At 58.7% G+C, this 24,213-nt stretch carries 23 protein-coding genes and 1 riboswitch; of the genes, 10 read left to right on the forward strand and 13 right to left on the reverse strand.

What is annotated here, in order from left to right; genetic code table 11:
* Positions 1-39: 39 nt before the first annotated feature.
* The 7 genes from HQ945_RS05845 to HQ945_RS05875 all read left to right on the forward strand — a co-directional run bounded on the left by HQ945_RS05845 (position 40) and on the right by HQ945_RS05875 (position 9,434).
* Positions 40-1,905 (forward strand): extracellular solute-binding protein, encoded by a 1,866-nt coding sequence (locus HQ945_RS05845; RefSeq protein WP_343051189.1) that lies wholly within the window; start codon positions 40-42, stop codon positions 1,903-1,905.
* Positions 1,902-3,773, forward strand: a complete 1,872-nt coding sequence (locus HQ945_RS05850; protein WP_174207796.1) for an extracellular solute-binding protein — start codon at positions 1,902-1,904, stop codon at positions 3,771-3,773. The genes HQ945_RS05845 and HQ945_RS05850 overlap by 4 nt, the downstream gene beginning before the upstream one ends.
* 63 nt (positions 3,774-3,836) lie before the next feature.
* Entirely contained in the window at positions 3,837-4,940 is a 1,104-nt protein-coding gene (locus HQ945_RS05855) for a microcin C ABC transporter permease YejB (RefSeq protein WP_091919882.1), read from the forward strand.
* Positions 4,940-6,079 carry an ABC transporter permease gene (locus HQ945_RS05860; RefSeq protein ID WP_174207797.1) on the forward strand — a complete coding sequence of 380 codons (1,140 nt, stop codon included), beginning with the start codon at positions 4,940-4,942 and terminating at the stop codon, positions 6,077-6,079. The genes HQ945_RS05855 and HQ945_RS05860 overlap by 1 nt, the downstream gene beginning before the upstream one ends.
* On the forward strand, positions 6,076-7,704 hold the full coding sequence (locus HQ945_RS05865; RefSeq protein ID WP_174207798.1) for an ABC transporter ATP-binding protein: 1,629 nt from the start codon (positions 6,076-6,078) through the stop codon (positions 7,702-7,704). Before HQ945_RS05860 ends, HQ945_RS05865 begins: the two co-directional genes overlap by 4 nt.
* The gene (locus HQ945_RS05870; RefSeq protein ID WP_027230417.1) at positions 7,701-8,657 is read left to right on the forward strand and encodes a 2-hydroxyacid dehydrogenase; all 957 of its coding nucleotides are present in this window, start codon (positions 7,701-7,703) and stop codon (positions 8,655-8,657) included. Before HQ945_RS05865 ends, HQ945_RS05870 begins: the two co-directional genes overlap by 4 nt.
* Before the next feature lie 43 nt (positions 8,658-8,700).
* Positions 8,701-8,863, forward strand: a riboswitch (FMN riboswitch).
* Between the two features lie 79 nt (positions 8,864-8,942).
* A complete protein-coding gene (locus HQ945_RS05875; protein ID WP_113279742.1) occupies positions 8,943-9,434 on the forward strand; it encodes a 6,7-dimethyl-8-ribityllumazine synthase in 492 nt (163 codons plus the stop codon).
* A 42-nt stretch (positions 9,435-9,476) separates the two neighbouring features.
* Here the strand turns inward: HQ945_RS05875 and HQ945_RS05880 are convergent, their stop codons facing one another.
* The 3 genes from HQ945_RS05880 to HQ945_RS05890 form a co-directional block, all read right to left on the reverse strand.
* Positions 9,477-10,352 (reverse strand): C40 family peptidase, encoded by an 876-nt coding sequence (locus HQ945_RS05880; RefSeq protein ID WP_174207799.1) that lies wholly within the window; start codon positions 10,350-10,352, stop codon positions 9,477-9,479.
* Positions 10,349-10,699 carry a MarR family transcriptional regulator gene (locus tag HQ945_RS05885; RefSeq protein WP_027230420.1) on the reverse strand — a complete coding sequence of 117 codons (351 nt, stop codon included), beginning with the start codon at positions 10,697-10,699 and terminating at the stop codon, positions 10,349-10,351. Before HQ945_RS05885 ends, HQ945_RS05880 begins: the two co-directional genes overlap by 4 nt.
* A 66-nt stretch (positions 10,700-10,765) precedes the next feature.
* On the reverse strand, positions 10,766-12,136 hold the full coding sequence (locus HQ945_RS05890; protein WP_113279741.1) for a leucyl aminopeptidase family protein: 1,371 nt from the start codon (positions 12,134-12,136) through the stop codon (positions 10,766-10,768).
* A gap of 164 nt (positions 12,137-12,300) precedes the next feature.
* Between HQ945_RS05890 and HQ945_RS05895 the strand changes: the two genes are divergently transcribed.
* The gene (locus HQ945_RS05895; protein ID WP_246272547.1) at positions 12,301-13,104 is read left to right on the forward strand and encodes a tetratricopeptide repeat protein; all 804 of its coding nucleotides are present in this window, start codon (positions 12,301-12,303) and stop codon (positions 13,102-13,104) included.
* A gap of 73 nt (positions 13,105-13,177) precedes the next feature.
* Here the strand turns inward: HQ945_RS05895 and HQ945_RS05900 are convergent, their stop codons facing one another.
* From HQ945_RS05900 to HQ945_RS05945, 10 genes are all read right to left on the reverse strand, one after another.
* Entirely contained in the window at positions 13,178-14,203 is a 1,026-nt protein-coding gene (locus HQ945_RS05900; RefSeq protein WP_027230424.1) for a type II secretion system F family protein, read from the reverse strand.
* Positions 14,204-14,225: 22 nt separating this feature from the next.
* Positions 14,226-15,239, reverse strand: coding sequence for a type II secretion system F family protein (locus HQ945_RS05905; RefSeq protein ID WP_174207801.1), 1,014 nt, complete (start codon positions 15,237-15,239; stop codon positions 14,226-14,228).
* Between the two features lie 21 nt (positions 15,240-15,260).
* The gene (locus HQ945_RS05910) at positions 15,261-16,724 is read right to left on the reverse strand and encodes a TadA family conjugal transfer-associated ATPase (protein WP_113279739.1); all 1,464 of its coding nucleotides are present in this window, start codon (positions 16,722-16,724) and stop codon (positions 15,261-15,263) included.
* Positions 16,725-16,742: 18 nt separating this feature from the next.
* Positions 16,743-18,017: a CpaE/TadZ family protein gene (locus HQ945_RS05915; RefSeq protein ID WP_091919894.1), complete on the reverse strand. Its 1,275-nt coding sequence runs from the start codon at positions 18,015-18,017 to the stop codon at positions 16,743-16,745.
* A 28-nt stretch (positions 18,018-18,045) separates the two neighbouring features.
* Positions 18,046-18,735, reverse strand: a complete 690-nt coding sequence (locus tag HQ945_RS05920; protein WP_113279738.1) for a CpaD family pilus assembly protein — start codon at positions 18,733-18,735, stop codon at positions 18,046-18,048.
* Positions 18,736-18,749: 14 nt separating this feature from the next.
* Entirely contained in the window at positions 18,750-20,357 is a 1,608-nt protein-coding gene (locus HQ945_RS05925) for a type II and III secretion system protein family protein (protein ID WP_425500619.1), read from the reverse strand.
* Positions 20,358-20,361: 4 nt separating this feature from the next.
* On the reverse strand, positions 20,362-21,165 hold the full coding sequence (cpaB, locus tag HQ945_RS05930) for a Flp pilus assembly protein CpaB (protein ID WP_113279737.1): 804 nt from the start codon (positions 21,163-21,165) through the stop codon (positions 20,362-20,364).
* A 288-nt stretch (positions 21,166-21,453) separates the two neighbouring features.
* Positions 21,454-21,891, reverse strand: a complete 438-nt coding sequence (locus HQ945_RS05935) for a VOC family protein (protein WP_113279736.1) — start codon at positions 21,889-21,891, stop codon at positions 21,454-21,456.
* Positions 21,892-21,997: 106 nt separating this feature from the next.
* A complete protein-coding gene (locus tag HQ945_RS05940) occupies positions 21,998-22,522 on the reverse strand; it encodes an A24 family peptidase (protein ID WP_113279735.1) in 525 nt (174 codons plus the stop codon).
* Between the two features lie 4 nt (positions 22,523-22,526).
* Positions 22,527-22,727, reverse strand: a complete 201-nt coding sequence (locus HQ945_RS05945) for a Flp family type IVb pilin (protein WP_228017117.1) — start codon at positions 22,725-22,727, stop codon at positions 22,527-22,529.
* 279 nt (positions 22,728-23,006) lie between these two features.
* On the opposite strand from HQ945_RS05945, the gene HQ945_RS05950 reads away from it, so the two are divergent.
* Both HQ945_RS05950 and HQ945_RS05955 read left to right on the forward strand, forming a co-directional pair.
* Complete coding sequence (locus HQ945_RS05950; protein WP_113279734.1) at positions 23,007-23,447, forward strand: pilus assembly protein N-terminal domain-containing protein; 441 nt, start codon at positions 23,007-23,009, stop codon at positions 23,445-23,447.
* A 126-nt stretch (positions 23,448-23,573) separates the two neighbouring features.
* Positions 23,574-24,191, forward strand: coding sequence for a TadE/TadG family type IV pilus assembly protein (locus tag HQ945_RS05955; RefSeq protein WP_091919900.1), 618 nt, complete (start codon positions 23,574-23,576; stop codon positions 24,189-24,191).
* Positions 24,192-24,213 lie beyond the last annotated feature (22 nt).

The following is a 24,213-nucleotide window of genomic DNA, read 5'->3' on the forward strand; positions in this document are numbered from 1 at the left end:
GAGAATCCGTGGAGACCTGATTTGCGATTTCGCCCCCTCATTGCCAGCCTTGCCCTTTTCGCCGCTTTCAGCGTCGCTTCCCATCAGAGTGTACAGGCTGCGGAACCCGAATGGAGAAAGGCCGCGAGCGTCCTCGGCGAACCAAAATACGGCGACGATTTCAAGCACTACGACTACGTCAATCCCGATCCGCCGAAAGGCGGGACGCTCAACCAGACCGCGTACGGATCGTTTGACAGTCTCAACCCCTTTGTCGTGCAGGGAACGCCAGCAGCGGGGCTGCCTGCCACCGTCGGCGGTGGCTTGCTTTACGATACGCTGCTCAGCCAATCCCTCGATCAGCCAGCGACAAATTACGGGCTCATCGCCGAGGCTATCGCCTATCCGGATGACTATTCCTCGGTAAAATTTCGCCTGAACCCCGCTGCGAGGTGGCATGACGGCCAGCCGATCACCGTGGACGATGTCATCTGGTCCTTCGACACGCTGAAAGCCCAAAGCCCCCTGTACAATAAATATTATCACGATGTGACCAAAGCGGAGAAAACCGGCGACCACGAGGTGACGTTCACCTTTTCGAGCGGCGGCAACCGCGAACTGCCGAGTATCATGGGCGATTTCCCGATCCTGCCCAAGCATTGGTGGGAGGGTAACGACGCGAGCGGCAAGAAGCGCGATATAAGCAAGCCAACAACAGAAATCCCACTTGGCTCATCCGCCTACAAGATCGAGAGCGTCTCACCCGGCAATACCATCGTCTGGAGCCGTGTGGCGGACTATTGGGGCAAGGACTTGCCGGTAAATATCGGCCGCAACAATTTCGATCGTATTCGCTACGAGTATTTCCGCGACCAGAATGCCGAGTGGGAAGCCTTCAAGAAGGGAGGCTTCGAGGACTACCGCCCGGAAGCCAGTATTGGCAAATGGATGCGCGGTTATGACTTTCCGGCCTTCCAGCGCGGCGATGTGGTCAAGGCCGTGTTTCCGCTACGTTCATCCGGGCGCATGCAGGGTTTCCTGATCAACACCCGGCGCGACAAATTCAAGGATCCGCGCGTCCGCCAGGCTCTGACCTGGGCTTATGATTTCGAGAGCATGAGCAAGAATCTCTTCTTCGGGCAATACAAGCGCATAAACAGCTATTTCTCCGGTTCGGAACTCGCGTCGAGCGGCCTGCCGACGGGCAAGGAGCTTGAAATCCTTGAAACAGTGAAAGGCGACGTGCCGGAGGAAGTTTTCACCAAGGAGTTCAAGCTGCCCGTATACGATACGCCCCAATCGCAGCGGGACAATCTGCGCCAGGCCGTCACGCTGCTGCGCGACGCGGGTTACGAGCAGAAGAACGGCAAGCTCGTCAATGCCAAGACCGGCGAACCATTCACCATCGAATTCCTGGCGGACGATCCGGCGGATGAGCGCTTTATCGGGCCGTTCATGGCCAGCCTTCGAAAGCTCGGCATCGATGCCCAGATCAGGGTCGTGGACAACGCCCAATATACCGCCCGGATCAATGATTTCGATTTCGATATCACCACCCCGAACGTCGTTCTTTCCCAAAGCCTGTCGCCGGGCAACGAGCAACGCGATTTCTGGGGTTCGGGCGCTGCCGACACACCCGGCAGCCGCAACTACATGGGCATCAAGAATCCGGCCGTCGACAAGCTGATCGACCGGATCATCTTTGCCAAGGACCGGGATGAACTCGTCGCCGCCACCCACGCTCTCGACCGGGTATTGTTGTGGAACTACTACGCCGTCCCGCAATGGTATGACGATCGCATCAAGATCGCCTACTGGAACAAATTCGGCATGCCGGCCAAACAGCCGGACTATGCAGGTATCGACCCGTTCTCATGGTGGATCGACACGGCCAAGGAGCAGGCGTTGAAAGCGCGCGCCGAATGACGCAGCTCAACCGGCGCGATCTTTTGAAGTTTTCGAGCGCAACACTTCTGACCGCTTGTTCGCCGCGCATTGCGTTTGCAGAGATTGCCACCGGGGTGCCGTTGCACGGTCTGTCGGCGTTTGGCGAGTTGAAATACCCGAAGGATTTCAAAAACTTCGACTATGCCAACCCGGATGCGCCGAAGGGCGGGACCTTCGCCTTTTCTCCGGCGAACTGGCTCTATAATCAGTCGCCACAGACCTTCAACACGCTCAATACCTATTCGGCCAAGGGTGATGCGCCGCCGCGCATGGAAATCTGCTACGACACGCTGATGGAGGAAGCGCTCGACGAGCCGGACTCGATCTACGGCCTCGTCGCGGAGAGCGTCACTGCCACGGCCGATCGCAACACATTCACCTTCAAACTGCGCCCCGCAGCGCGTTTCCACGATGGGTCGCCCCTAACGGCCCACGACGTCGTTTTCAGCTTCCAGTCGATCAAGGAGAAAGGGCATCCGGAGCTTCTGCTGTTGCTGACCGAGATGAAGGAGATCGTCGCCGAGGATGACCAGACGCTGCGCATCGCCTTTACCGGCAAACATTCCGACCGCGCGATACTCGATATCGCCAGCAACATGCCGATTCTTTCAAAGGCGTGGTTTGCTGGCCGCGCGTTCGATGCATCGACGCTCGAGACCCCGCTCGGCTCCGGCCCTTATCGTGTCGGCCGGATGGCACCGGGCAAGGGCATCGAATACCAGCGTGTCGATGAATACTGGGCGAAGGACCTTCCGGTACGGCGCGGACTGAATCACTTCGATACGATCAAGATCGAGTTCTACCGCGACCGCCAGCCCGAGTTCGAAGCCTTCAAGAAGGGTGACATATTCTGGCGCATGGAGCACACGGCAAAGACTTGGGTCACCGAGTATAATTTCCCGGCCATCCAGCAGAAGCGCGTGATCCAGCGTGAGTTTCCCGACGAGAAACGCCCGCACTTGCAAGCATGGGCGGTCAACCAGCGGCGGGAGCGCTTTCGCAATCCGAAGGTGCGGGAGGCCATTGCGCTGTGCTTCGACTTCGCGTGGACCCGGAAGAACCTGTTCTATGGCATGTACGAGCAGTCGCAGTCGCTGTTCGAGATGTCGGACTTTCGTTCGAACGGCATGCCCTCCCCGCAGGAACTTGCCATAATGGAGCCGCTGCGCGATCGCCTGCCGGAGGGCATTTTCGGCGAAGCGGTGATCCAGTCGACGACCGATGGTTCAGGGCGCGACCGCAAGAATTTACGCCGCGCTGTCGAGCTTCTACAGGAAGCAGGGTTCAAACGTGAGAACAACCGATTTGTCGACGGTGCCGGCAAATCGTTCGGCCTCGAAATACTGATCCAGGCGGAGGTGTTCACCCGCTCTTATTCGCCTTTCATCAACAATCTCCAGGCAATCGGCGTCAATGCCTCCCTGCGTCTTGTCGATCCGGCTCAATACCAGCTTCGGGTACAGGATTTCGATTTCGACATCATCGGTGTAGCCGTCATGCTGAACGCGACCCCGACGTCGGAATCGCTCACATCAATGTTCGGCTCGCGGTCGGCCTCGGCGCCGGGTTCCTATAACCTTCCCGGAATCGCCGATCCCGTTATCGACGCACTGATCGAGAAGGTTGGCGAAGCGCGTTCCCGCGACGATTTGGTCACAGTCATGCGTGTTCTCGATCGACTCTTGCGTATAAGACGCGACTGGATTCCAAATTGGTACTCAGCGAATCACCTCGTCGCCTATTGGGACATGTTCGGCTTCAAGGAGCCCAAGCCCGATTATGGCTTTCCGGTTGAGTCGCTGTGGTGGTTCGATGAAGCAAAGGCAAAGGCTATTGGCAAGGCTTGAAGATCAAGGAAACGTCCTGCGCGTTTCGTCTATCGATTTAATCTTTGGCGGAGTCGTTGCCTGATGGGAGCCTATATTCTCCGCCGTCTCCTGTTGATGGTTCCCACACTTTTCGGCGTCCTGCTTGTCTGCTTCGTGATCGTGCAATTCGTCCCTGGCGGCCCGGTCGAGCGCATCATCGGCCAGCTTACCGGTCAGGGCGGCAATGCGATGGACCGCATCGGCGGCGGCGGCGCTGACCTTGGCCAGTCGCAGGAACAGCTTGGGCTCGGCGAAGGCAATTCGAAATACCGTGGCGCCCAAGGCCTCGACCCTGCATTCATCGCCAGCCTCGAGAAGCAGTTCGGACTCGACAGGCCTCCGCTCGAGCGGTTTGGGCTGCTGGTATGGAATTATGTGCGCTTCGATTTCGGCAAGAGCTATTTCCGCGATATCAGCGTCGTGAATTTGATCAAGGAGAAGCTGCCGGTATCGATTTCGCTCGGATTGTGGATGACGCTGCTCTCCTACATGATCTCGATACCGCTCGGCATACGAAAAGCCATCAAGGACGGCTCGTCATTCGACATATGGACCAGCGGCATCATCATCGTCGGCTACGCTATACCAGGCTTCCTCTTCGGCATCGCGCTGATCGTATTCTTTGCCGGCGGGTCCTTCTTTGACTGGTTTCCAATTCGCGGGCTGACATCGAACGATTTTGAACAGCTGTCGCTGGGCGGAAAAATCATCGACTACGCATGGCACCTCGCTCTGCCGCTGACGGCCATGCTGCTTTCCGCCTTTGCGACGACGACGCTTCTGACCAAGAACTCGTTCCTCGACGAAATCCGCAAACAATATGTGACGACGGCGCGCGCCAAGGGCCTCAGTGAACGCCGTATTCTTTACGGCCATGTCTTCCGCAATGCGATGCTTATTGTCATTTCCGGTTTTCCGAGCGCCTTCATCTCGATCTTCTTTACCGGCCAGCTCCTGATCGAGGCGATCTTTTCGCTCGATGGACTTGGCCTTCTCGGCTACGAATCGATTATCAACCGCGATTATCCAGTGGTGATCGCGACCGTCTATATCTTCGCCCTTGTCGGCGTCGTCGTCAGCCTGCTTTCCGATCTTCTCTATACATGGATCGATCCGCGCATCGACTTTGAGCGGAGGGATGTCTGATGACCGATATTATCGGCACGACCCCAGCCCTTCCCGTCAAACGACCGCGACTTTCGCCGCTGAATGCCCGGCGCTGGCAGAACTTCAAGGCGAACAGGCGCGGCTGGTGGGCCCTGTGGATCTTCCTGTTCCTGTTCGTTGCTTCGCTCCTTGCCGAGTTCATAGCCAACGACAAGCCGATCATTGTTTCCTACAAGGGCGAGACCCTGTTTCCAGTCCTCGTCGATTATCCGGAAGAGAAATTCGGCGGCTTTTATGCCGTGACTGACTACCGCGATCCGGTGATCCAGGAGGAGATCAACCGCAATGGCTGGTCGATCTGGCCACCGGTCCGCTATTCCTATCGGACGGTCAATAATGAACTGCCCGATACGGCGCCATCGAAGCCGTTCTGGCTGTTTACGCCGGAGGAGCGCTGCGCCCGCTATCCGCAAGGCGTGGACGATCCAAACTGTGTTTTCGGCAACATGAATATTCTCGGCACTGACGATCAGGCGCGCGACGTCTTTGCCAGGGCGCTCTACGGGTTCCGCATCTCGGTGCTCTTCGGCCTGATCCTGACCGCAGCGTCTGCCGTGATCGGTGTCACCGCCGGCGCATTGCAAGGCTACTTCGGCGGCTGGCTCGACCTCATCGCGCAGCGTTTCATCGAGATATGGTCCTCCATACCGACGCTTTACCTACTGCTGATCATGGCATCGATCCTGCCGCCGGGCTTCTGGATCCTGTTGTGTATCATGCTGCTGTTCTCGTGGGTAAGCTTCGTCGGCATCGTTCGCGCCGAGTTTCTGCGCGCCCGTAACTTCGAATATGTCAACGCTGCACGGGCGCTTGGCGTGCGCAACCGGACCATCATGTTCCGCCACCTTTTGCCGAACGCCATGGTGACAACGCTGACCTTCCTGCCGTTCATTCTCAACGGATCGATCACGACATTGACTTCGCTCGACTTCCTCGGCTTCGGCTTGCCCCCGGGATCGCCCTCGCTCGGCGAATTGCTCGCACAGGGCAAGAACAATCTGCAGGCGCCCTGGCTCGGGCTTACAGGCTTCATCGTGATTTCGCTGATGCTGTCCTTGCTAATCTTCGTCGGCGAAGCCACGCGCGATGCCTTTGACCCGCGCAAGGCGTTCAAATGACCGCCCCGCTTCTTTCAGTTCGCGATCTTTCCGTCGCCTTTTCGCAGGGCGGCAAGGAGACGCTTGCCGTGGATCGCATATCCTTCGATATCGGCGAGGGCGAGACCGTGGCGCTTGTCGGCGAATCCGGTTCCGGCAAATCGGTCACGGCCCTGTCGGTCCTGAAGCTTCTGCCCTATCCGCCGGCGTCGCACCCGTCAGGACAAATTCTGTTCGGCGGCAAGGATCTTCTTGCAAGCAGCGAAAACGAGCTGCGCCGGGTGCGCGGCAATGATATCACCATGATCTTCCAGGAGCCGATGACGTCGCTCAATCCGCTCCATACGATCGAGGACCAGATCAGCGAAATCCTCAAGCTGCACCAGGGCATGGCTGACAAGGCGGCGCGGCAGCGCACGCTTGCGCTGCTGGAGGAGGTAGGCATTCGCGACCCGGAAAAGCGCATGAACGCCTATCCGCACCAACTGTCCGGTGGGCAGCGCCAGCGCGTGATGATCGCCATGGCGCTTGCCAACAAGCCGAAGCTTTTGATCGCCGATGAGCCGACCACCGCCCTCGACGTCACCGTGCAGGCGCAGATTTTGCAGCTTCTTGCCGATCTCAAGGCAGCGCAGGGCATGTCGATGCTGTTCATCACCCACGACCTCGGCATCGTGCGCAAGATCGCAGATCGCGTCTGCGTCATGACCGGCGGGAAGATCGTCGAAACCGGGCCGACGCGGGAGATATTCGAAAACCCGCAGCACCCCTATACGCGCCACCTTCTCGCCGCCGAGCCGAAGGGCAACCCGCCGGCGGCAAATGCTGCGGCGGCGCCGGTCATGCGCGGCGAAAATATCAAGGTCTGGTTCCCGATCAAGCAGGGCTTCCTGCGCAAGACGGTCGATCATGTAAAGGCGGTCGACGGGATCGATGTAACGATCCGCGCCGGCCAGACGCTTGGCGTTGTTGGCGAATCCGGGTCGGGCAAGACCACGCTCGGCCTGGCACTGTCGCGCATGATATCGTCGGAAGGGGTCATCCGCTTCGGCGAGACGGACATCAACAAATATTCATTCCGCGAGATGCGGCCGCTGCGCCGCGAATTGCAGATCGTTTTTCAGGATCCCTATGGGTCGTTGTCGCCGCGCATGTCGGTGGCCGATATCATTGCAGAGGGTCTTGAAGTGCACGAACCAAAACTCTCCGCCGATGAGCGCGACGCGCGGGTCGTCGCCGCCCTCAAGGAGGTCAACCTCGACCCGGAGAACCGCTTCCGCTATCCGCACGAGTTTTCCGGGGGCCAGCGCCAGCGTATCGCCCTCGCACGCGCCATGGTGCTCAATCCCCGTTTCGTCATGCTGGACGAGCCAACATCGGCGCTCGACATGAGCGTTCAGGCCCAGGTTGTCGACCTTTTGCGCGCATTGCAGCAGAAGCACAATCTGGCTTATCTTTTCATCAGCCACGATCTCAAGGTGGTGAAGGCGCTTGCCAATGAGGTGCTGGTGATGCGCAATGGCAAGGCAGTGGAATACGGGCCGTCGGAGGAGATTTTTGCGCGGCCCAAGACCGATTATACGAGAGCCCTGATGGCGGCGGCCTTCAGGATAGAAACTGCCGAACAGGGAGCGGTGAGTGAATGACTGGCAATGCAACCGATACGATCCTTTTGGCCGTGACGGGATGGGACCCGGACGTTTGGGTGTCCGAATTTGCCAAGGCCGCGCCGAAACGCAAACTGGTTCTCAACTCGACGGACAAGGATAAGATCCGCTACGCGCTCGTCTGGAAACAGCGCCAGGGCTCGTTGGCCGGCTTGCCTAACCTTGATGTTATTTTCTCGCTCGGTGCCGGCGTCGATCACATCTTCCATGACCAGCAGATACCGGACGTGCCGATCGTAAGAATCGTCTCGCCGGACCTGACTATGCGCATGAGCGAATATGTGGTGTGGCAGGTGCTCGACCATCACCGGCTCGGGATGCGCTATCGCCAGCAGCAGGGCCAACGCGTCTGGCACGAGGATCGGCGCCAGCCTGCGGCGCACGAGGTGAATGTCGGCATTCTCGGGCTCGGCGTGCTTGGCCGCGATGCGGCGCAGAAGCTGCGCGCGCTCGGCTTCCGCGTCAGCGGATGGAGCCGCCGCCTGCAGACCATGGAAGGCATTACGACCTATTACGGCAAGGATGGCCTCAAGGACTTCCTCAAGGATGTCGATATCGTCGTCTGCCTTCTGCCGCTGACGCCCGACACCAAGAGCATTCTTTCAATGAGCATGTTCGCGCAGATGAAGCAGCACGGGCCGCTAGGCGCCCCGACGCTGATCAATGCCGGACGCGGCGGGCTGCAGAACGAGCCCGATATTCTCGCGGCGCTCGACCGCGGCATGCTGTCGGCGGTGACGCTCGATGTGTTCAACCGCGAGCCCCTGCCGAAGGACAGCCCGCTGTGGACGCATCCGCAGGTAACGATCACTCCGCACGCGGCGGCAAGCTCGAGCCCGCAGGCGCTGGTCCCAGAGATCGTCGCCCAGATCGAATCCTTTGAACGCGGCGAACCGTTGAAGAATATCGTCGACCGCGCGGCCCAATACTAGGCTGGGCTTGACCACCTGGACCAATTCACTAGGGTGCAATCGTTAGTGTTCTCAGGGCGGGGTGAGATTCCCCACCGGCGGTAATCACCTTGCATCACCCGATGTCTGGTGCGAGCCCGCGAGCGCCTCCCGGTCATCCGGGAGGGTCAGCAGATTTCGGTGCAATTCCGAAGCCGACGGTATAGTCCGGATGAAAGAGAACAATCGAAAGTGAAGGCTGGCTCCGTGTCAGCCTTGCGCCTTTTTGGTTGTGCCCTGATTCACGTCCACTCGAAGGAGAAAGACATGGATCAGTTCCAGAATAACGTTCCCCAAGACCCAGCCCCGCGTATCGCCTTTGTGCAGGCGCGATGGCATGCAAACATTGTCGACCAGTGCCGCCTCGGCTTCGAGGAAGAACTGCGCCGGCAAGGTGTGACACCAGCCCGCTTCGATGTCTTCGACGTGCCCGGCTCTTTTGACATTCCGCTCCTCGCCAAAAAACTTGCTGAAAGCGGCCGTTACGACGCCATCGTAAGTACCGGGCTCGTCGTCGATGGCGGCATCTACCGGCACGATTTCGTCGCCGGCTCTGTCGTCAACGCGCTTTTGACCGCGCAGATGCAAACAGGCGTGCCGATGCTGTCGGCCGTTCTGACGCCGCACCACTTCCAAGAGACCGAGCAGCATATCGATTTTTTCACGCGGCACTTCCTCGTGAAGGGCGAGGAGGCGGCGCGGGCCTGCCTCCAGATCATCCGCACCTTGCGGCAGGTGAGCGAACTCACCGCCGCCTGAGTGCACAAACGGGTTGTGCCCGCTGCGCAGGTGGCGGGCACATCACGTGAGGCGACGAACGGCGGTCGGCTTGCCGTAGAGATAAGCGATGCGTTCGATCGCGTCGCGCAATGGCTCAAGCGTCACGCTCATCGTATGTCCGCTGGCGTGGAGCAGCGTCGAGTGGCTTGCCATCATTGCGGCGTGGCCTTTCCAGAAGACGAAATCGCCGCGCCTGAGATTATGATAGTCCGGGTCCGGTTCGATCGCCTCTCCGATCGAGGCTGCCTGCATGTCCGAATCCCGCAGGACGCCCTGCCCGGTCATGAGCAATGCCAGCTGAACGAGGCCCGAGCAATCGATGCCGAAGCCTGAAACGCCACCCCAGAGATAGGGCGTGTGCATCAGCGTCTCGGCGACGGCCACGTGGTCTTCCGCAACCTCGTCGATCGGCACCAGATGCTTTGCGATGATCGCCTCACCGCTCGGCAGCATGGCATAGAGTGTGCCCCGCCGTTCCTCACCGCCCGTAATCGTAACAAGCGAACCCATCGACAGGGCTTTGGTGCGCGGGAATTTCAGATCGGATCCGGGATAGACGAAGGTGCGGGGGGCAATGACGATATGCGTGGGATCGCCGGTTCGCCGGTCGAGACTCGTATCCACGACATAGCCCACATAGCCGTCGCGCTCATTCTGTATCCAGCACCAGCCATTGTCGTCCTCGAAAACGAGGACGTCGTCGCCATAGAGGAATTGCGTGGTGATCGGGGCATCGCCGCGCGGCTCGGACCTCACATCGACCACCGGGTCGGCAATGCGCATGGGCTTGCCGGGAACGAAGCGTTCCGCCTGCACCAGCCCACGCAGGCTTTCATCGGCTCGGTCGGGCCGATATGCATTCAGTCGTTTGTCCAGCGACACTGTTGGATCTGTCAAAGCGGTAATCCTCTTGCCTTGGCAATCACGAGATCGCCAAGCTTTTCAACATAAAGCGCACCTTTTACCGTTCTCTTGACGAGAACGTTGCGCTTGTCTTTTTCATCGCGATGCCGGTCAACCAGACCATAGCCGCCCATCGTATCGAGCGCGCGGGTTATGACCGGCTTGGTAACGCCGAGTTTCGCCGCCATGCCGCGTATCGTGTGCGGCGGCGGCTCGAGATAGACCGTCAGCAAGACGGCCATCTGCCGCAACGTAAGGTCATGTGCATCATCGCGCACCTCGGAGATCGCGATTTCCTTCCACAGCGTCAATGCCTGGATAGGCTTCAGTTCGATGAACATGGACGGTATCCGAGATCATTTCGGTTCCGTTCCATTCTACCCCCTTGGCCGACCCAGGCAAGCCGTTCATTTGCTGAGATAACGATGCTTCAGAAGATGGTAAAGGGCGCGTATCGCCTGAGCCTCACCACCTACCGGGGAATGCGGTTTCTCGACGGGATTCCAGCCGTAAATATCGAAATGCGCCCACACCTTGGCCTTGCCGACGAATTTCTGCAGGAAAAGCGCTGCGGTAATCGATCCGGCAAAGCCATCGGTGGTGACATTGTTGGTGTCGGCGACGCGTGAGGACAGTTTGCTTTCGTAGGGCTGCCACAACGGCATGCGCCAGACAGGATCGGCAACGGTGTCCGCCGCCCGGGCGACCTCGGCGGCGAACGTTTCGTCATTGGTGTAGAACGGCGGAAGGTCGGGGCCAAGCGCCACCCGGGCTGCGCCGGTCAGGGTTGCCATGTCGATCAGGATTTCCGGTTCCTCGTCATCCGCAAGCGCCAGCGCATCGGCAAGCACGAGGCGCCCTTCCGCATCGGTGTTGCCGATCTCGACAGTCAAACCCTTGCGGCTTGCAAGGATATCGCTTGGTCGAAATGCATTGGCCGAGATCGAATTCTCGACAGCCGGGATCAGGACGCGCAGCCGCACCGGCAACTTCGCATCCATGATGAGGCTCGCGAGCGCCAGGACATTTGCCGCTCCACCCATGTCCTTCTTCATCAAAAGCATGCTGCTCGAGGGCTTGATATCGAGCCCGCCTGTATCGAAGCAAACGCCCTTGCCCACTAGCGTCACGCGCGGCGCATCCTTCTTGCCCCATTCGACGTCGATCAGGCGCGGTTCCTCGCTCCCCGCACGGCCAACGGCATGGATCATCGGAAAGTTCTGCTTGAGAAGTGCGTCGCCCTTGATGACGTTCACCGAAGCCTTGTAGTTATCGGCAACCTTGCGGACCGCCTGTTCCAGCGCCTCGGGGCCCATATCGTTCGTCGGCGTGTTGATCAGGTCACGAGCCAGGGTGACGGCATTGGCAAGACGCCTCACATCGACCTTGTCGGCCCCTGCAGGCGAGGCAAGCGTCACATCCAGTTCGTCCTTCTTGCCATATTTTGTGAATTTGTATCCGCCGAGTAGAAAGCCGAGCGCGGCAAGGTTGGGCTCGCCCACGACATTGGCGAAATGCCAGCTCCCCTTGGGCAGACCCGTTGCAAGCTTGCCGGCAACAAGACGTGCATCGTCTTTGCCGGTACCGAGCAACGCTCCGGCAACTTCACCCTTGTCGTTGGGAATGATTAACAGGCGCGCGGACTGACCATCAAAACCGTTTGCCTTGGCCCAGTTCAGCGCACGGTCGTCTAGTCCCGCGTCGTTCAGTCCTCCGCTTCGCACCAGCCAGACGGGTTTGCTGCCATCGGGCATTTTGCCTTTGATTTCAATCGGCATCGGCGAATTTCTCCTTGGTCATTCTTGTGCTGCACCGCGGGTCGTTAACGGTCCGTTAGGGTTAACAGAATATTTCTAGTCCTGGGATTGGGTTAACACAGCTGATTTGCGTGGGTACGGGGCAAACTATGGTAATCGCAGGCATTATTCAACGTAATCGCCGCATGCTTTTCTCTGTGGCGATAGCGGGGCTCGTGGCGGGCATATCGGGCTGCACAACCACCGACAAGACGACGACAGGTTCCATTTCACCCGCTGTAGCGGCGACGGCAACGAGCGCAAGCGGCGATTTCGACCAGATGAACGAACAGCAGTTGATGCAGGCATCGACCAGCCTCGGTTCGCGCTATCAGGCTAATCCAAAGGACAAGGTCACGGCGATGAAGTTTGCCGCGGTCCTCAGGATGACCAATCGCAGCGATCAGGCCCTTGCCGTCATGCGCAGCCTCGCCATCGCCTACCCGCAGGATCGGGACGTGCTCGCCGCTTACGGCAAAGCGCTGGCAAGCGCCGGCGAGTTCGAAGCAGCGCTTGATGCGTTGCGACGGGCCCAGACGCCGGAATATCCGGACTGGAAGCTCTTGTCGGCGCAAGGCGCTATCCTCGACCAGTTGGGCAAGGAAAGCGAAGCCCGCGACCTCTACCGGCAGGCGCTGCAGATCAATCCCAACGAAGCCTCGATCCTTTCCAATCTCGGCATGTCCTACGTCCTCTCGGGCGATCTCGCCAGTGCCGAAAACTACATGCGCCAGGCGGTAAAGGCACCGGGGTCCGACAGCCGCGTCCGCCAGAACCTTGCGCTCGTGGTCGGACTTCAGGGTCGCTTCGACGAGGCCGAGACCATCGCCAACCAGGAGCTCTCGCCGCAGCAAGCGCAGGCTAATGTCAAATATTTGCGCACCGTCCTGGCCCAGCAGAATTCCTGGACCATGCTGAAAGACAAGGATAAGGCAAAGCCGAAAAGCTGAGTGCCACCAGGCCAACCAATAAAAAAAGCCGCCCCGAACCGGGCGGCTTTTTCGTTGATGGAAACGCTTCGATTTACTTCGGTGTTGCGTCGCCAAAGATGCCGCCTTGGGCGGAAATCTGGATGAAGGCCGGCCCCAAGATCACGGCGAAAAGCACCGGCAGCAGGAAGACGATCATCGGTACGGTGAGCTTCGGCGGCAGGGCCGCCGCCTTTTTTTCGGCTTCCATCAGGCGGGCGTCGCGGCTTTCATCGGAAAGGACGCGCAGAGCACCCCCGATCGAAGTACCATAGCGTTCCGATTGGGTCAGCGCCTGGACGACGGATTTGACCGGTTCGAGCCCGGTGCGGTTGGCGAGGTTCTCATAGGCCTGCCGGCGCTCGGGCAGGAACGACAGTTCGGCATTTGTCAGTACCAGTTCTTCGGCAAGTTCTGCGGATTGCGCGCCGATTTCCTCGGAAACCTTCTTGAACGCTGCCTCGATCGACATGCCGGATTCGACGCAGATCAACATCAGATCGAGCGCATCCGGCCACGCAAGCTTGATCGATTGCTGCCGCTTGGATCCGACGTTCTTGACGTAGAGATTGGGCAAGTAGAAGCCGACATAGGCACCGGCGAAGCAGGCGGCCATCCGTATCATGGTCGATTGTGCCGCAAGCCCGTCCATGCCGAAGATCCACAGTGTCGTCAGGCCGAGCGTGACAAAGGGCAGGCCAAAGCGAGCCGCAAGGAAGATATTGAGGGCGTTCTGCCCGCGAAAGCCGGCAATACGCAGAGAATTGACGGTATTCTCGTCGGCAAGAGCGCGCTGGAGATCAAGCCGCTCGACCAGTTGCCTGACACCCTGCCGCTCGGTCACGCGCAATGAACTCGCTCCATTCTTGCGCCGCGTCTCCGCATCCGCAGCCATGCGGGCCCGTTCGCGCGACCTGATCTGGTCGCGTTCCAGGGCAACCGACTTCATCCGCGTCTTCAGGCTGGTGCCGGAGAACATCGGCATCAGAAAAGTCATGAGCGTTGCAAATATCGATATGCCAACGAGCACCGCAAAGATGAAGGCGGGGTTGTGCATGGCTTTGGCGATGGTGGTGATCATTGATGGGCCTCGACTTTTCCGCTCAGAACTTAAAGTTGATCATTTTTTTCATGACCAGGATCCCGAGTGACATCCAGACGGCTGCGCAGCCCATGATGACGTGACCAGTGTCGGTCGTGAACAGAACCATGATGTAACCGGGGCTCGACAGGTAGACGAGCAAAGCAACCGCGAAGGGCAGTGAACCGATAATATAGGCAGAGGCCTTGGCCTCCATGGACAGCGCCTGAACCTTGACCGCCATCTTCTTGCGATCGCGGAGCACGCGGGAAAGATTGCCGAGCGCTTCCGAAAGGTTGCCACCGGCCTGCGACTGAATCTGGATCACGATCCCGAAAAAGCTTGCTTCCGGACAAGGCATGTATTCGGCCATTCGCATCGCGGATTCCGGGATGCTCACGCCGACCTGCTGCGCATCGACCATGCGCCGAAACTCGGCCTTGACCGGCTCTTGCGCCTCCTGGGCAATGAGCCGGATACCGTCATTGAGCGGCAGGCCGGATCGAAGCGCTCGCACGATGACATCGATCGCGTTCGGAAACTCCTTGAGGAATGCCTTTATCCGGCGGCCGCGGCGATAGTAGACGAACCAGCGTGGCAGGCCGAAGATGCCGGCAAGCAGCAAGCCCGGTGCAAGATAGAGCGGCGAGCCGAGGAAAAGCCCGGCGAAAGTAACGACAACGCCAACCACTGCGGAGTAGATATAAAAGCGCTGAACAGTCACCTTCATCCCGGCCTGCATGAGCAGCATCTTCAAGGGCGGCGACTTGGCGTTCTTGTCGCGCTGTTTCTGACGCTTTTCGATATCCTTCAGCGTATCCTGAACGGATCTCCGGCGCTTCTGCGCCTCTGCCAGCTTGTCGCGAACCACAAACTTGCCCATGCTTTCGCTGGCAGAGAGTTTGACGGAGTTCAGCCGTTCCTCCGTGCGCTTCTGCGATGCGATCGAATCGAAGAAGAAGACGTAGGCAAGTGCAGCGAAGGTAAGCGCTACCAGGGCAACGAAGACGATCTGCGGAAGGCTAAGCCCAAACATGGTGGAATTCTCCCGGCGTCATCATCCCTGCATGATTTCCATGGAATCAAGCGCCTGGGCGAGGCGGCGATCTTCGTTGAAATAGCGCGCGCGCTCCCAGAAATGCGGCCTCGCGATACCCGTCGAAACATGCTTGCCGATAAGGCGGCCATTCGCATCCTCGCCGGTGATCTGGTAGACGACGAGGTCCTGCGTGATGATGACGTCGCCTTCCATGCCGATGACTTCGGTCACATGCGTGATGCGACGCGAGCCGTCCCGCAGACGCGCCGCCTGGATGATGACATCGACCGAGCCGACGATGATTTCGCGCACTGTCCTTTGCGGCAGCGAAAAGCCGCCCATGGCGATCATGGATTCGATACGGCTCAGGCACTCGCGCGGACTGTTGGAGTGGATCGTTCCCATCGAGCCGTCGTGACCCGTGTTCATCGCGGACAGCAGATCGAATACCTCCGGTCCGCGCACCTCGCCGACGATGATCCGCTCGGGGCGCATGCGCAGGCAGTTCTTGACGAGATCGCGCATCGTGACCTCGCCCTCGCCCTCAAGATTGGGCGGGCGTGTTTCAAGACGCACCACGTGCGGCTGCTGCAGCTGCAGTTCGGCCGAGTCCTCGCAGGTGATGACGCGCTCGTCCTTGTCGATGTAATTCGTCAGGCAGTTGAGGAGCGTCGTCTTGCCCGAGCCGGTACCGCCGGAAATGACGAGATTGCAGCGGACGCGGCCAATGATCTGCAGCAGTTCGGCACCGGCCGGCGAGATCGCGCCGAAGCGCACGAGTTGATCGAGCGTCAGCTTGTCCTTCTTGAATTTACGAATGGTGAGGACCGGCCCGTCGATTGCGAGCGGCGGCGCAATCACGTTGACGCGCGAGCCATCCGGCAGGCGCGCGTCGCATATGGGGCTTGATTCATCGACGCGGCGGCCGACCTGGCTCACGATGCGCTGGCAAATATTGAGAAGCTGCTGATTGTCGCGGAATCTTACACCTGATTCCTGCACCTTGCCCTGCACTTCGATATAGGTCTTGCGCGCGCCATTGACCATGATGTCGGCGATGTCGTCGCGTGCGAGCAATGGTTCGAGCGGTCCATAGCCGAGTACGTCGTTGCAGATATCGTCGAGCAGTTCCTCCTGCTCGGAGATCGACATGGCAAAGTTTTTGATCGCGATGATGTCGTTGACGATATCGCGAATTTCCTCGCGCGCGACATCGGGATCGAGCTTCGACAATTGCGCAAGATCGATCGTGTCGATCAGTGCCGTGAAGACTTGCGATTTCGTGTCGTAATAGGCCTCGTTCTTCTCGCGGAGCACGACAATCGGCTTCGCGGCTTCAGCCGGTTGGCGTTTCGGCTCCAATATATCGCGCGGTAAGCGGGACGCCTCGGCCGGAATATTGCCGAGCGGCAGCGCCGCTTCCATCGCCGGGGCACGAAACTCCTGGACCTGTTGATTTCCTCCGCCGCGCTTGCCGAACATGATGCCTCTTCGATCTCGCTATTTCTTGCGCGTCAGCTTGGAGAAGACGGCTTTCAGTCCCGGCTTCTTTCTGGCTTTGTGCGTCATGCGGCCCGTCAAGATATGGGCCATTTCGTTGATGGTCTGAACAATGGGATTTGCCGCGTCCGTCTCAGCGAGCATCCGTCCATTGTTGGCGGCACTGCCGAAAAGTGCCGGTTCAAAAGGAAGGGTCGCCATCGCCGGGATGCCGAGCGGACCACAGAATTCGAGCGGCGCAATTTCGGGACGCTTCGGCACGCCGACCTGATTGAGAATGAGCCGCGGCGGCGCATCATTGGGGCGAAGCTGCTTCAGCGTGTCGAGGAGGTTTTTGGTGTTGCGCAGATTGGCAAGTTCCGGCGAGGCAACGATCACGACCTCGTCGGCACGGGCAAGCGTCGTGCGCGTCCAGCCGTTCCAGGAGTGCGGCACATCGAGAATGACATGCGGGACCGAACGCTGCGCGACATCGATCAGATGCGCAAAGGAGTCATCGCGGAAGTCGAAGACGCGATCGAGCGTCGATGGTGCCGCTAGGAGCGAGAGATTTTCAGCGCATTGCGCAAGCAGCCTGTCGAGATAGACATCGTCGATGCGTTCCGGCGAAAACACGGCTTCGGCAATGCCCTGTGCCGGGTCCTGGTCGAAATTGATGTTCGCGGTGCCATAGGGCAGGTCCATGTCGGCGATGACGACCTCGCTCTTGAACAGCGAGGAAATCGACCACCCGATATTGTGCGCAAGCGTGGAGGCACCGACGCCTCCCTTTGCACCTATGAAGGCTATCGCACTGCCGAGCGGCTTTGCCTCCGGATCTACGAACAGCGTGCCGATGACGCCGATGATGTCGGCCAGCTCGATCGGCGCGATCATATATTCGGAAATGCCGTTCCTGATCAGCTCGCGGTAGAGGGCGACGTCGTTGAAATGACCGATGATGACGACCTTGGTGCTGGGGTCGCACACTTCCGACAGGGCGGAAAGGCTTTGCAGCATGTCCCGCGGCGCTGCGGAGGTTTCGAGAAGGATCAGATTGGGCGTCGGCACCGTCTGGAACATTTCAACGGCGGTCGCGACACCTCCCATATGAATCTGGGCATGGGTCTTGGCCATGCGCCGGTCTTCATTGGCCTTGGCGATCTGGCGCGCGACCGCATCGGTTTCGCAAAATGCCTCGATCGATATGCGCGGGACCGGACGATAGGCGTGCAGGCCCGCTGACCGCTCTGTGCCTCCGCCTGCCGGGTCTTCTATGTCAAAGGCTAGACTCATCTTCAGATTCCGCGTTTCAGGGAGTTGGTCACCACGAATAATCGACTTCTGCTGCGCTGGGCGTATGCGGCCTGTCGGACGGAACCCCGCGATAGTCCTCGATCACGATGTTGCGGCGCTCCGCATCGATCGGCGAAGATGCCCGTGGTCCAAGAAGGTCGGCAGGGTTTGCGATCTGGGCGGCGAGATTATTCTGGCTGGCGCAGCCAAAATTCGCGTAATGGCGATTATCGGCCGTCTCGAGCAAATCCTTCGGCCATTGACCGCAGGGATGCGTGGACGCCGTCATTGCCGAATAGGAAAGCCTGATCGGCGCTGAATCCGAAGAACCTGCGCTGTAGCGCTCACTGTTTATGTTGAACGGCTTGACCCCGCCCTTGCGCAGAACTGCTGCGATATCGTCGCGCAGGCCAGCCGCAGCGTGTTCGTTGGGCGAGCCCGCCGGCAACAGGATGTGAACCATGCCGGAACCGTTGGCCCGATAATTGGCGATGACCTGTTCGACGATGCTTCGCTGTGTAATCGACAGTTTGCGGTCAGCATGACCGACCGGAATATCGGCGACCTGCTCCTTCTCGGAGATGATTATCGGATGGTTGGTGCGATAGTCGTCCGGAATGCTCCCCGTCATCTCGCGTGGTGCGCAACCTGCAAGCAGGGTTACGGCAAGCAATGCAAGGACGGGCTTTATACGACGAATGGTGGTTGTGGCTGACATGTCCGCGTCCCTGCTCACTTGTAAATGTAACCGATTGTGCCTTCGTATCGACCTTCAGGCAGGCTGGCTTCCTTCGTGCCGTAGACACGATTGACCTTGCCGAGGAAGATGCCTGCGGCATCGCTGGCTGGATTGAGATTGTCGTCAGGCCTTGCAAGCGCCGTGCGGGCGACCGGACGCACCAGATAGGGCGTGATGATGATCACGAGTTCGCTCTCGTTGCGAATGAAGTCGCGGCTGCGGAACAAGGTCCCGAGGACCGGAATCTTGGAAATTCCAGGCAGTCCCGAGATCGCGGCGCGGTTGTCGTCGCGCATCAGCCCGGCGATCATCATCGAGCCGCCCGACGGCAGTTCCACGGTGGTGTCGGCGAGACGTTTGCGCAATGAAATGATGTTGGTGGCGAGGTTCTGGGCCTGGTTCTTGTTCGTCGTTCCGTTGTAGGTCGGATTGACGCCAGCACCGAGCGGGATCGATTGTTCAAGTGTCGGTTCGGAAACCGAGGTCCGTACCTTCAAGCTGATGCGTCCGGGTGAGAGGACGACGGGCAGGAACTCGAGGCCGATGCCGTATTCGATCTTGGTAAGCTGATACTGGGCGCCCTGCGCATTCGAAGTCTGGCCGGTGATCATGTTGTATTCGCCGCCGACCTTGAACGTCGCCTGTTCGCCCGAGATGGCGGTCAAGGACGGTTCTGCGAGCGTCTTCATGACCCCCGCCACTTCCATGGCATTCAGGTAGGAATCGATCGTTGCGCTGCCGATCGAGATCGGCACGGTAACGCCGGACGTTGTCAGGCTTTTGCCGGCCAGCGATGCGATGTTGGTCGAGCTGAAGAATATCCCGTCCGACTTGGTCTTGCCGACGAGATTGACACCAAGCTGCTTCATTACCGTGCGGCTGACTTCAGCCACTGTTACCTTCAAGGTAACCTGGTCGTCGCCGGCAATTTGAATGAGATTGACGATCTTGCTTTTCTGGCGCGCCTCGTCCGGGTCGCTGATGGCAACGTCCGACCCACCGCCGCCATTGGTGCCGCCCTGGCCGGAGGCCGTGATCGCATATTGTCCCGTCGTTGCTTCACCGCCGGAAACGAGAAGGTTGGCAAGGTCGCTTGCCCGCTTGGCGTCGAGCGGCGTTTGAACCGTTCCGGTAAGGATGACATTGTCGTTCATCAACTCGACCTTGATGTCGGAGTCCGGAATATATTTCCGCAGGCTTTCCTCGAGCCCCGCCACATCGCGTTCGATGACGAGATCGAAGCTTGCGAGTTGCTCACCATTCGGGCCAAAGACGAAGATGTTGGTTTGCCCGACCATCTTGCCGAAAAGATAAATCCGCCGCGCCGTGCGGGTGACGGCATCGGCAACGGAAGGATTGGCCACGAGAATGTCGTAGGCATCCGCCGGCAGATCGATGACGAGCGACTTGCTCAGTCCAAGGTTGATCCGCTTGCCAGCGGTCTGGCTCTGGTTGAGCCTTACGACAGCGTCTTCCGCAGCGGCCGCATTCTGCAATGGCAGAACGGCTATGCTGCAGCCGAGCAGCACGCGGGCCGCCTTCATCAGCGGCGACATAGGGGATGCGCATTTGAGCTGCATAATGTTGATTTCGTGCCCCATTTTTTTATTTCCGCCCCATGACTTCGACCATGGTTCCAGACTTGATCAGTTTCACATTGCCGCTACGGCCGGGCGAATTGACGAGATATTCGGCGCCAGGTCCTGTCTGTTCCTGGGCGTCCTGAACCGAGCGGAGAACGAGCGACAGGCGCGCAGCCATCTGTTGCGCGACGGTGATGACTTCGGCCTGTTCCGGCGTCAGTTCGAGCGTTGCGGTGGACCCCAGCTTGGTCTTTTCACCGTTCTCGTCCTCTTGGATCGTCTGATCGATCGCCAGCACGCGAATGTTGCGAAGGACGGTTTCCGTAATGTATTGCTTCGCCTGGCCCTGTGTTTCGATCTCGTGGACCATAATGACATCGACATAGTCATCGGGCAGAATGAAGCCGCCCGCCGATGTCTCCGAGGCAATCTGCGTCGCCACAGCGCGCATGCCGGCCGGAAGTTGCGCCGCCATGAAGCTCTGCCCCTTGCCGATGAGCTTTGCTTCACGAACCGGTTCGCCCGTGAATATGCGCAATCGAACCGTCGAGCCCTTGAGTTCCTCGACGGCGTTCGGACGGTCAGCGCGCTTTATATATCCGTCGGCAAGGGCATCGACGGGCCAAGGCTGCCAGCGCAGCTGGCCGTTCAGTTCCGTGCCGACGCCGAGATTGTCCGTGGCAACGAGAATATCCTGCAATTTCATCTGTGGTTGGGGTGCTGACTGTACGACGGTAACGTCGGGCTTCATCTGCGTCGCGATATAGCCCGCGGCGCCCGCGGCAGCGACCGCGACGGTCAAAATGACAAGTCGTGCTCTTTGCATTCAATGCACCCCGTTAGACTTTTGTCTAAGATTACCCACGGTTGCACTTTGACTTGCCAATCGTGTAATTATGGTTAACGCATTGCTTAAATCTATGCTTAACGGCGTTTAACCGTTAGACTTTCGATCTATGAATACTCAGCGGGTCAAATTGAGAACGTCAGTAGCTGATACGACGCAGCGGAACGTCGCGCGTGGCGACATGGATCATGGCTTCTGAAACGTTGATGCGGGCCGCGTGGCTATCGTCATCCAGCCCGCTCCTCACGGTCTTATTTGTATCGCCGTTCAGCTTAGTTCTTGGGCAAGACCGATGAGAAGCCCTTCAGGCCCGCGAATGTAGCAGAGCCGATAGGCGTCTTTATACTGGACCACTTCGCCGACGAGCTGCGCGCCGTGGGCACTCAGTCTTTCAAGCGTCTCGTCGACATCGTCCACGGTAAACATGGCGCGCAGGTACCCCAGCGCGTTGACCGGCGCTTTTCGGTGATCTGCGACGACAGGCGGTGAAATGAAGCGCGAGAGCTCGAGCCGGCTGTGACCGTCCGGCGTGCGCATCATGGCAATCTCTACGTGCTGATCGCCCAGTCCGGTGACGCGTCCGGCCCATTCGCCTTCGATCGTCGCCCGCCCTTCGAGTTCGAGGCCAAGTTCGCGAAAGAAATCGATCGTCGCTTCGAGGTCTTCAACGACGATACCGACATTGTCCATCCGCTTTAGCGCCATGTTCAAATCTCCAGGGTGTCGATCCAATCTACAAGGTGACGCCCAGTCTAACAATGCACGCTTCTGATGGTTTAGATCCAGGAAAAGCCCTGGGATACGAACTCAATCAGAGGTGCGCCAGGCGATCGATTACCCATTGGCATAGGGGGGAGCTTGGAAATGCAAGGAGGCCGGCGCCGCCAAGGGCGATGCCATAGGGGACGCCCTCTTCCTTGCGCGCGAGCCGCCGCATGAACTCGATCCGGTCCGCATATATTATTGCAGCATGGGAATTGCGGTAGTTGAGAATTGCGAGGGTAAGCACGCCGCCCAGCACAGACATCATCAACAAATATTCGGCAAGGCCCATGTTCCAGCCGAGCCAAAGCGCGGTCGCCGACATCAGCTTGGCGTCGCCGCCGCCCATCGTGCCGGTCGCGAAAAGGCCGAATGTTACCGTGAGAACCGCAGCGCCCGCGGCAAAATGCATTGCATAGGCTTCCCAGCCCATGCCGGTCAGCGGCGCCAGGATTACAAATGAAACGACAAGGATGAGCGAAACGCGATTTTGAATTGTCATCGACAGGAGATCGGAGATCCCCGCAAAGGCCATTGCAAACGGAAAGATGACGAGGATGGCGGCTTCAATCATGACCTTACCTGTTTGGCGCCTGGGCAACCTTGTCCGCAAGGGAGCCGTAAAGGGTCTGTACCGATGATCCAAGCACGTTCGCGCCGGCCAGAATGGCGATGCTTAGGATCGAAGCGATGAGCGTATATTCAATAGCCGTAGCGCCGCACCGGTTGTGCAGGAAGCGAGCGAACACGTCGAGGATCGCATTCATCGTGCCTGTCATCTGGAATGTCCTCGCTCGTACCACTGGTTGCGCCTGATCGAACGCTAGTGGCAGCGAATTTCATTCATCTTAAGGAACACCGTTACAAAATAGTAAAGCTTTGGCAACTCGAAATAGAGGTGACTAAATGGTAAATCGTATAGTTAGAATTTGCATAAAATTTTACCGTTTGTACGTCGTCTTGCGCCGTTATGATTAACAAAAGCTTTGCGGGCTTAAGCTTTCCTTCACCAATCCACGCCATGTTTGAGAAGCATTCGTTTCGAGGGGCTCTTATCCATGGTCGACAATAAATTCCACACTGTTTCTGCGTACGGATTGACCATCGCCTTGGCGCTTGTCGCCATTGCGCTCGCCCCCGCCCCCGCGAGCGCCGATACGGGCATCCATGTGATCATGAACCAGGCAAGAATATTGAGACTCGCGCGTCCGGCGGATACGGTCGTCGTCGGCGATCCCGCCATTGCCGATGCGGTCGTCAAGGATGCGCGCACCGTAATTTTGACGGGGAAAGGCTTCGGCATGACCAATATTGTCATTCTGGACGCCGATGGCAGCCCGATTGTCGATGATCAGGTCATGGTGAGCCGCAGCGTTGCCAACACGACGCGCGTCTATCGGCGCGCTTTCGTCCAGACACTTTCCTGTACGCCCTATTGCGAAACAGCGCAGAAGACGACTGCCGAAACCGAATCCGATCAAAAAATCGGCGGCAACTGAGCTGGCGCTACTCACGGTTGAAAAATCGTGAAGGAATTTACTGCAATTTCCACCGCGGATCGAACGGGATTCTAACTTCTGAATGCTAGGAATTTTCTTGCCTTAAGTGGTCGGGGAATTCCATCCATGTTCTACAACGATAAAAACAATCAATCGCATGAAGGTGTCGCGGCAGCCTCTGCCGCCCTACGCTGCACAGGGCGCGTCAGGCAAAGCCGGCTCGTGGCGCTGCTTGCCCGCTTCAGGCGCAACCGACGCGGCACTGTTGCCATCGAATTCGCCATGATCGCGCTGCCATTCTTCCTGCTGATCTTCGTCATATTCGAAGTTGGAATGACCTTCATGGCGCAGCAGGTCATGGCAAACGCTACCGATGAGATCGCAAGGCGCTTGCGTACCGGCGAGTTAAGGGCTGCAAATATCTCGGGGAACCAGCTGCGCGACCGCATCTGCGCAAAGCTTATCCTGCCCGAAGCCGGCTGCGCCAACCTCGTCGTTGACCTGAAGACCTATGCGAACTTCACCAACGTTCCCGTCACCATCCCGCTAAAGCCGAATGGGGACGTCGATTCGACGGGTTTCAAGAACAATGTCGGCGGTGCGGGCACGATCAACCAGCTGCGCGTTTTCTATCGCTGGCCAATCCTCACCAATCTCATGCGCAATCGTATCGAGACAATCGACGGAACGGGGAGGACTCTGCTGTTCTCTACCGCGACCTGGAGAAACGAACCGTTCGTCTGATGCTCAATTCCGGCATAGCTTC

Source organism: Phyllobacterium pellucidum (genome assembly GCF_013327855.1).
Lineage (GTDB): Bacteria > Pseudomonadota > Alphaproteobacteria > Rhizobiales > Rhizobiaceae > Phyllobacterium > Phyllobacterium pellucidum.

Coding starts and splice junctions, on each gene's coding strand:
- HQ945_RS05850 (WP_174207796.1), top strand. CDS start 1,902: ATGACGCAGCTCAACCGGCGCGATCTTTTGAAGTTTTCGAGCGCAACA.
- HQ945_RS05855 (WP_091919882.1), top strand. CDS start 3,837: ATGGGAGCCTATATTCTCCGCCGTCTCCTGTTGATGGTTCCCACACTT.
- HQ945_RS05860 (WP_174207797.1), top strand. CDS start 4,940: ATGACCGATATTATCGGCACGACCCCAGCCCTTCCCGTCAAACGACCG.
- HQ945_RS05865 (WP_174207798.1), top strand. CDS start 6,076: ATGACCGCCCCGCTTCTTTCAGTTCGCGATCTTTCCGTCGCCTTTTCG.
- HQ945_RS05870 (WP_027230417.1), top strand. CDS start 7,701: ATGACTGGCAATGCAACCGATACGATCCTTTTGGCCGTGACGGGATGG.
- HQ945_RS05875 (WP_113279742.1), top strand. CDS start 8,943: ATGGATCAGTTCCAGAATAACGTTCCCCAAGACCCAGCCCCGCGTATC.
- HQ945_RS05885 (WP_027230420.1), bottom strand. CDS start 10,699: ATGTTCATCGAACTGAAGCCTATCCAGGCATTGACGCTGTGGAAGGAA.
- HQ945_RS05890 (WP_113279741.1), bottom strand. CDS start 12,136: ATGCCGATTGAAATCAAAGGCAAAATGCCCGATGGCAGCAAACCCGTC.
- HQ945_RS05895 (WP_246272547.1), top strand. CDS start 12,301: ATGCTTTTCTCTGTGGCGATAGCGGGGCTCGTGGCGGGCATATCGGGC.
- HQ945_RS05900 (WP_027230424.1), bottom strand. CDS start 14,203: ATGATCACCACCATCGCCAAAGCCATGCACAACCCCGCCTTCATCTTT.
- HQ945_RS05905 (WP_174207801.1), bottom strand. CDS start 15,239: ATGTTTGGGCTTAGCCTTCCGCAGATCGTCTTCGTTGCCCTGGTAGCG.
- HQ945_RS05910 (WP_113279739.1), bottom strand. CDS start 16,724: ATGTTCGGCAAGCGCGGCGGAGGAAATCAACAGGTCCAGGAGTTTCGT.
- HQ945_RS05915 (WP_091919894.1), bottom strand. CDS start 18,017: ATGAGTCTAGCCTTTGACATAGAAGACCCGGCAGGCGGAGGCACAGAG.
- HQ945_RS05920 (WP_113279738.1), bottom strand. CDS start 18,735: ATGTCAGCCACAACCACCATTCGTCGTATAAAGCCCGTCCTTGCATTG.
- HQ945_RS05925 (WP_425500619.1), bottom strand. CDS start 20,357: ATGGGGCACGAAATCAACATTATGCAGCTCAAATGCGCATCCCCTATG.
- cpaB (WP_113279737.1), bottom strand. CDS start 21,165: ATGCAAAGAGCACGACTTGTCATTTTGACCGTCGCGGTCGCTGCCGCG.
- HQ945_RS05935 (WP_113279736.1), bottom strand. CDS start 21,891: ATGGCGCTAAAGCGGATGGACAATGTCGGTATCGTCGTTGAAGACCTC.
- HQ945_RS05940 (WP_113279735.1), bottom strand. CDS start 22,522: ATGATTGAAGCCGCCATCCTCGTCATCTTTCCGTTTGCAATGGCCTTT.
- HQ945_RS05945 (WP_228017117.1), bottom strand. CDS start 22,727: ATGACAGGCACGATGAATGCGATCCTCGACGTGTTCGCTCGCTTCCTG.
- HQ945_RS05950 (WP_113279734.1), top strand. CDS start 23,007: ATGGTCGACAATAAATTCCACACTGTTTCTGCGTACGGATTGACCATC.
- HQ945_RS05955 (WP_091919900.1), top strand. CDS start 23,574: ATGTTCTACAACGATAAAAACAATCAATCGCATGAAGGTGTCGCGGCA.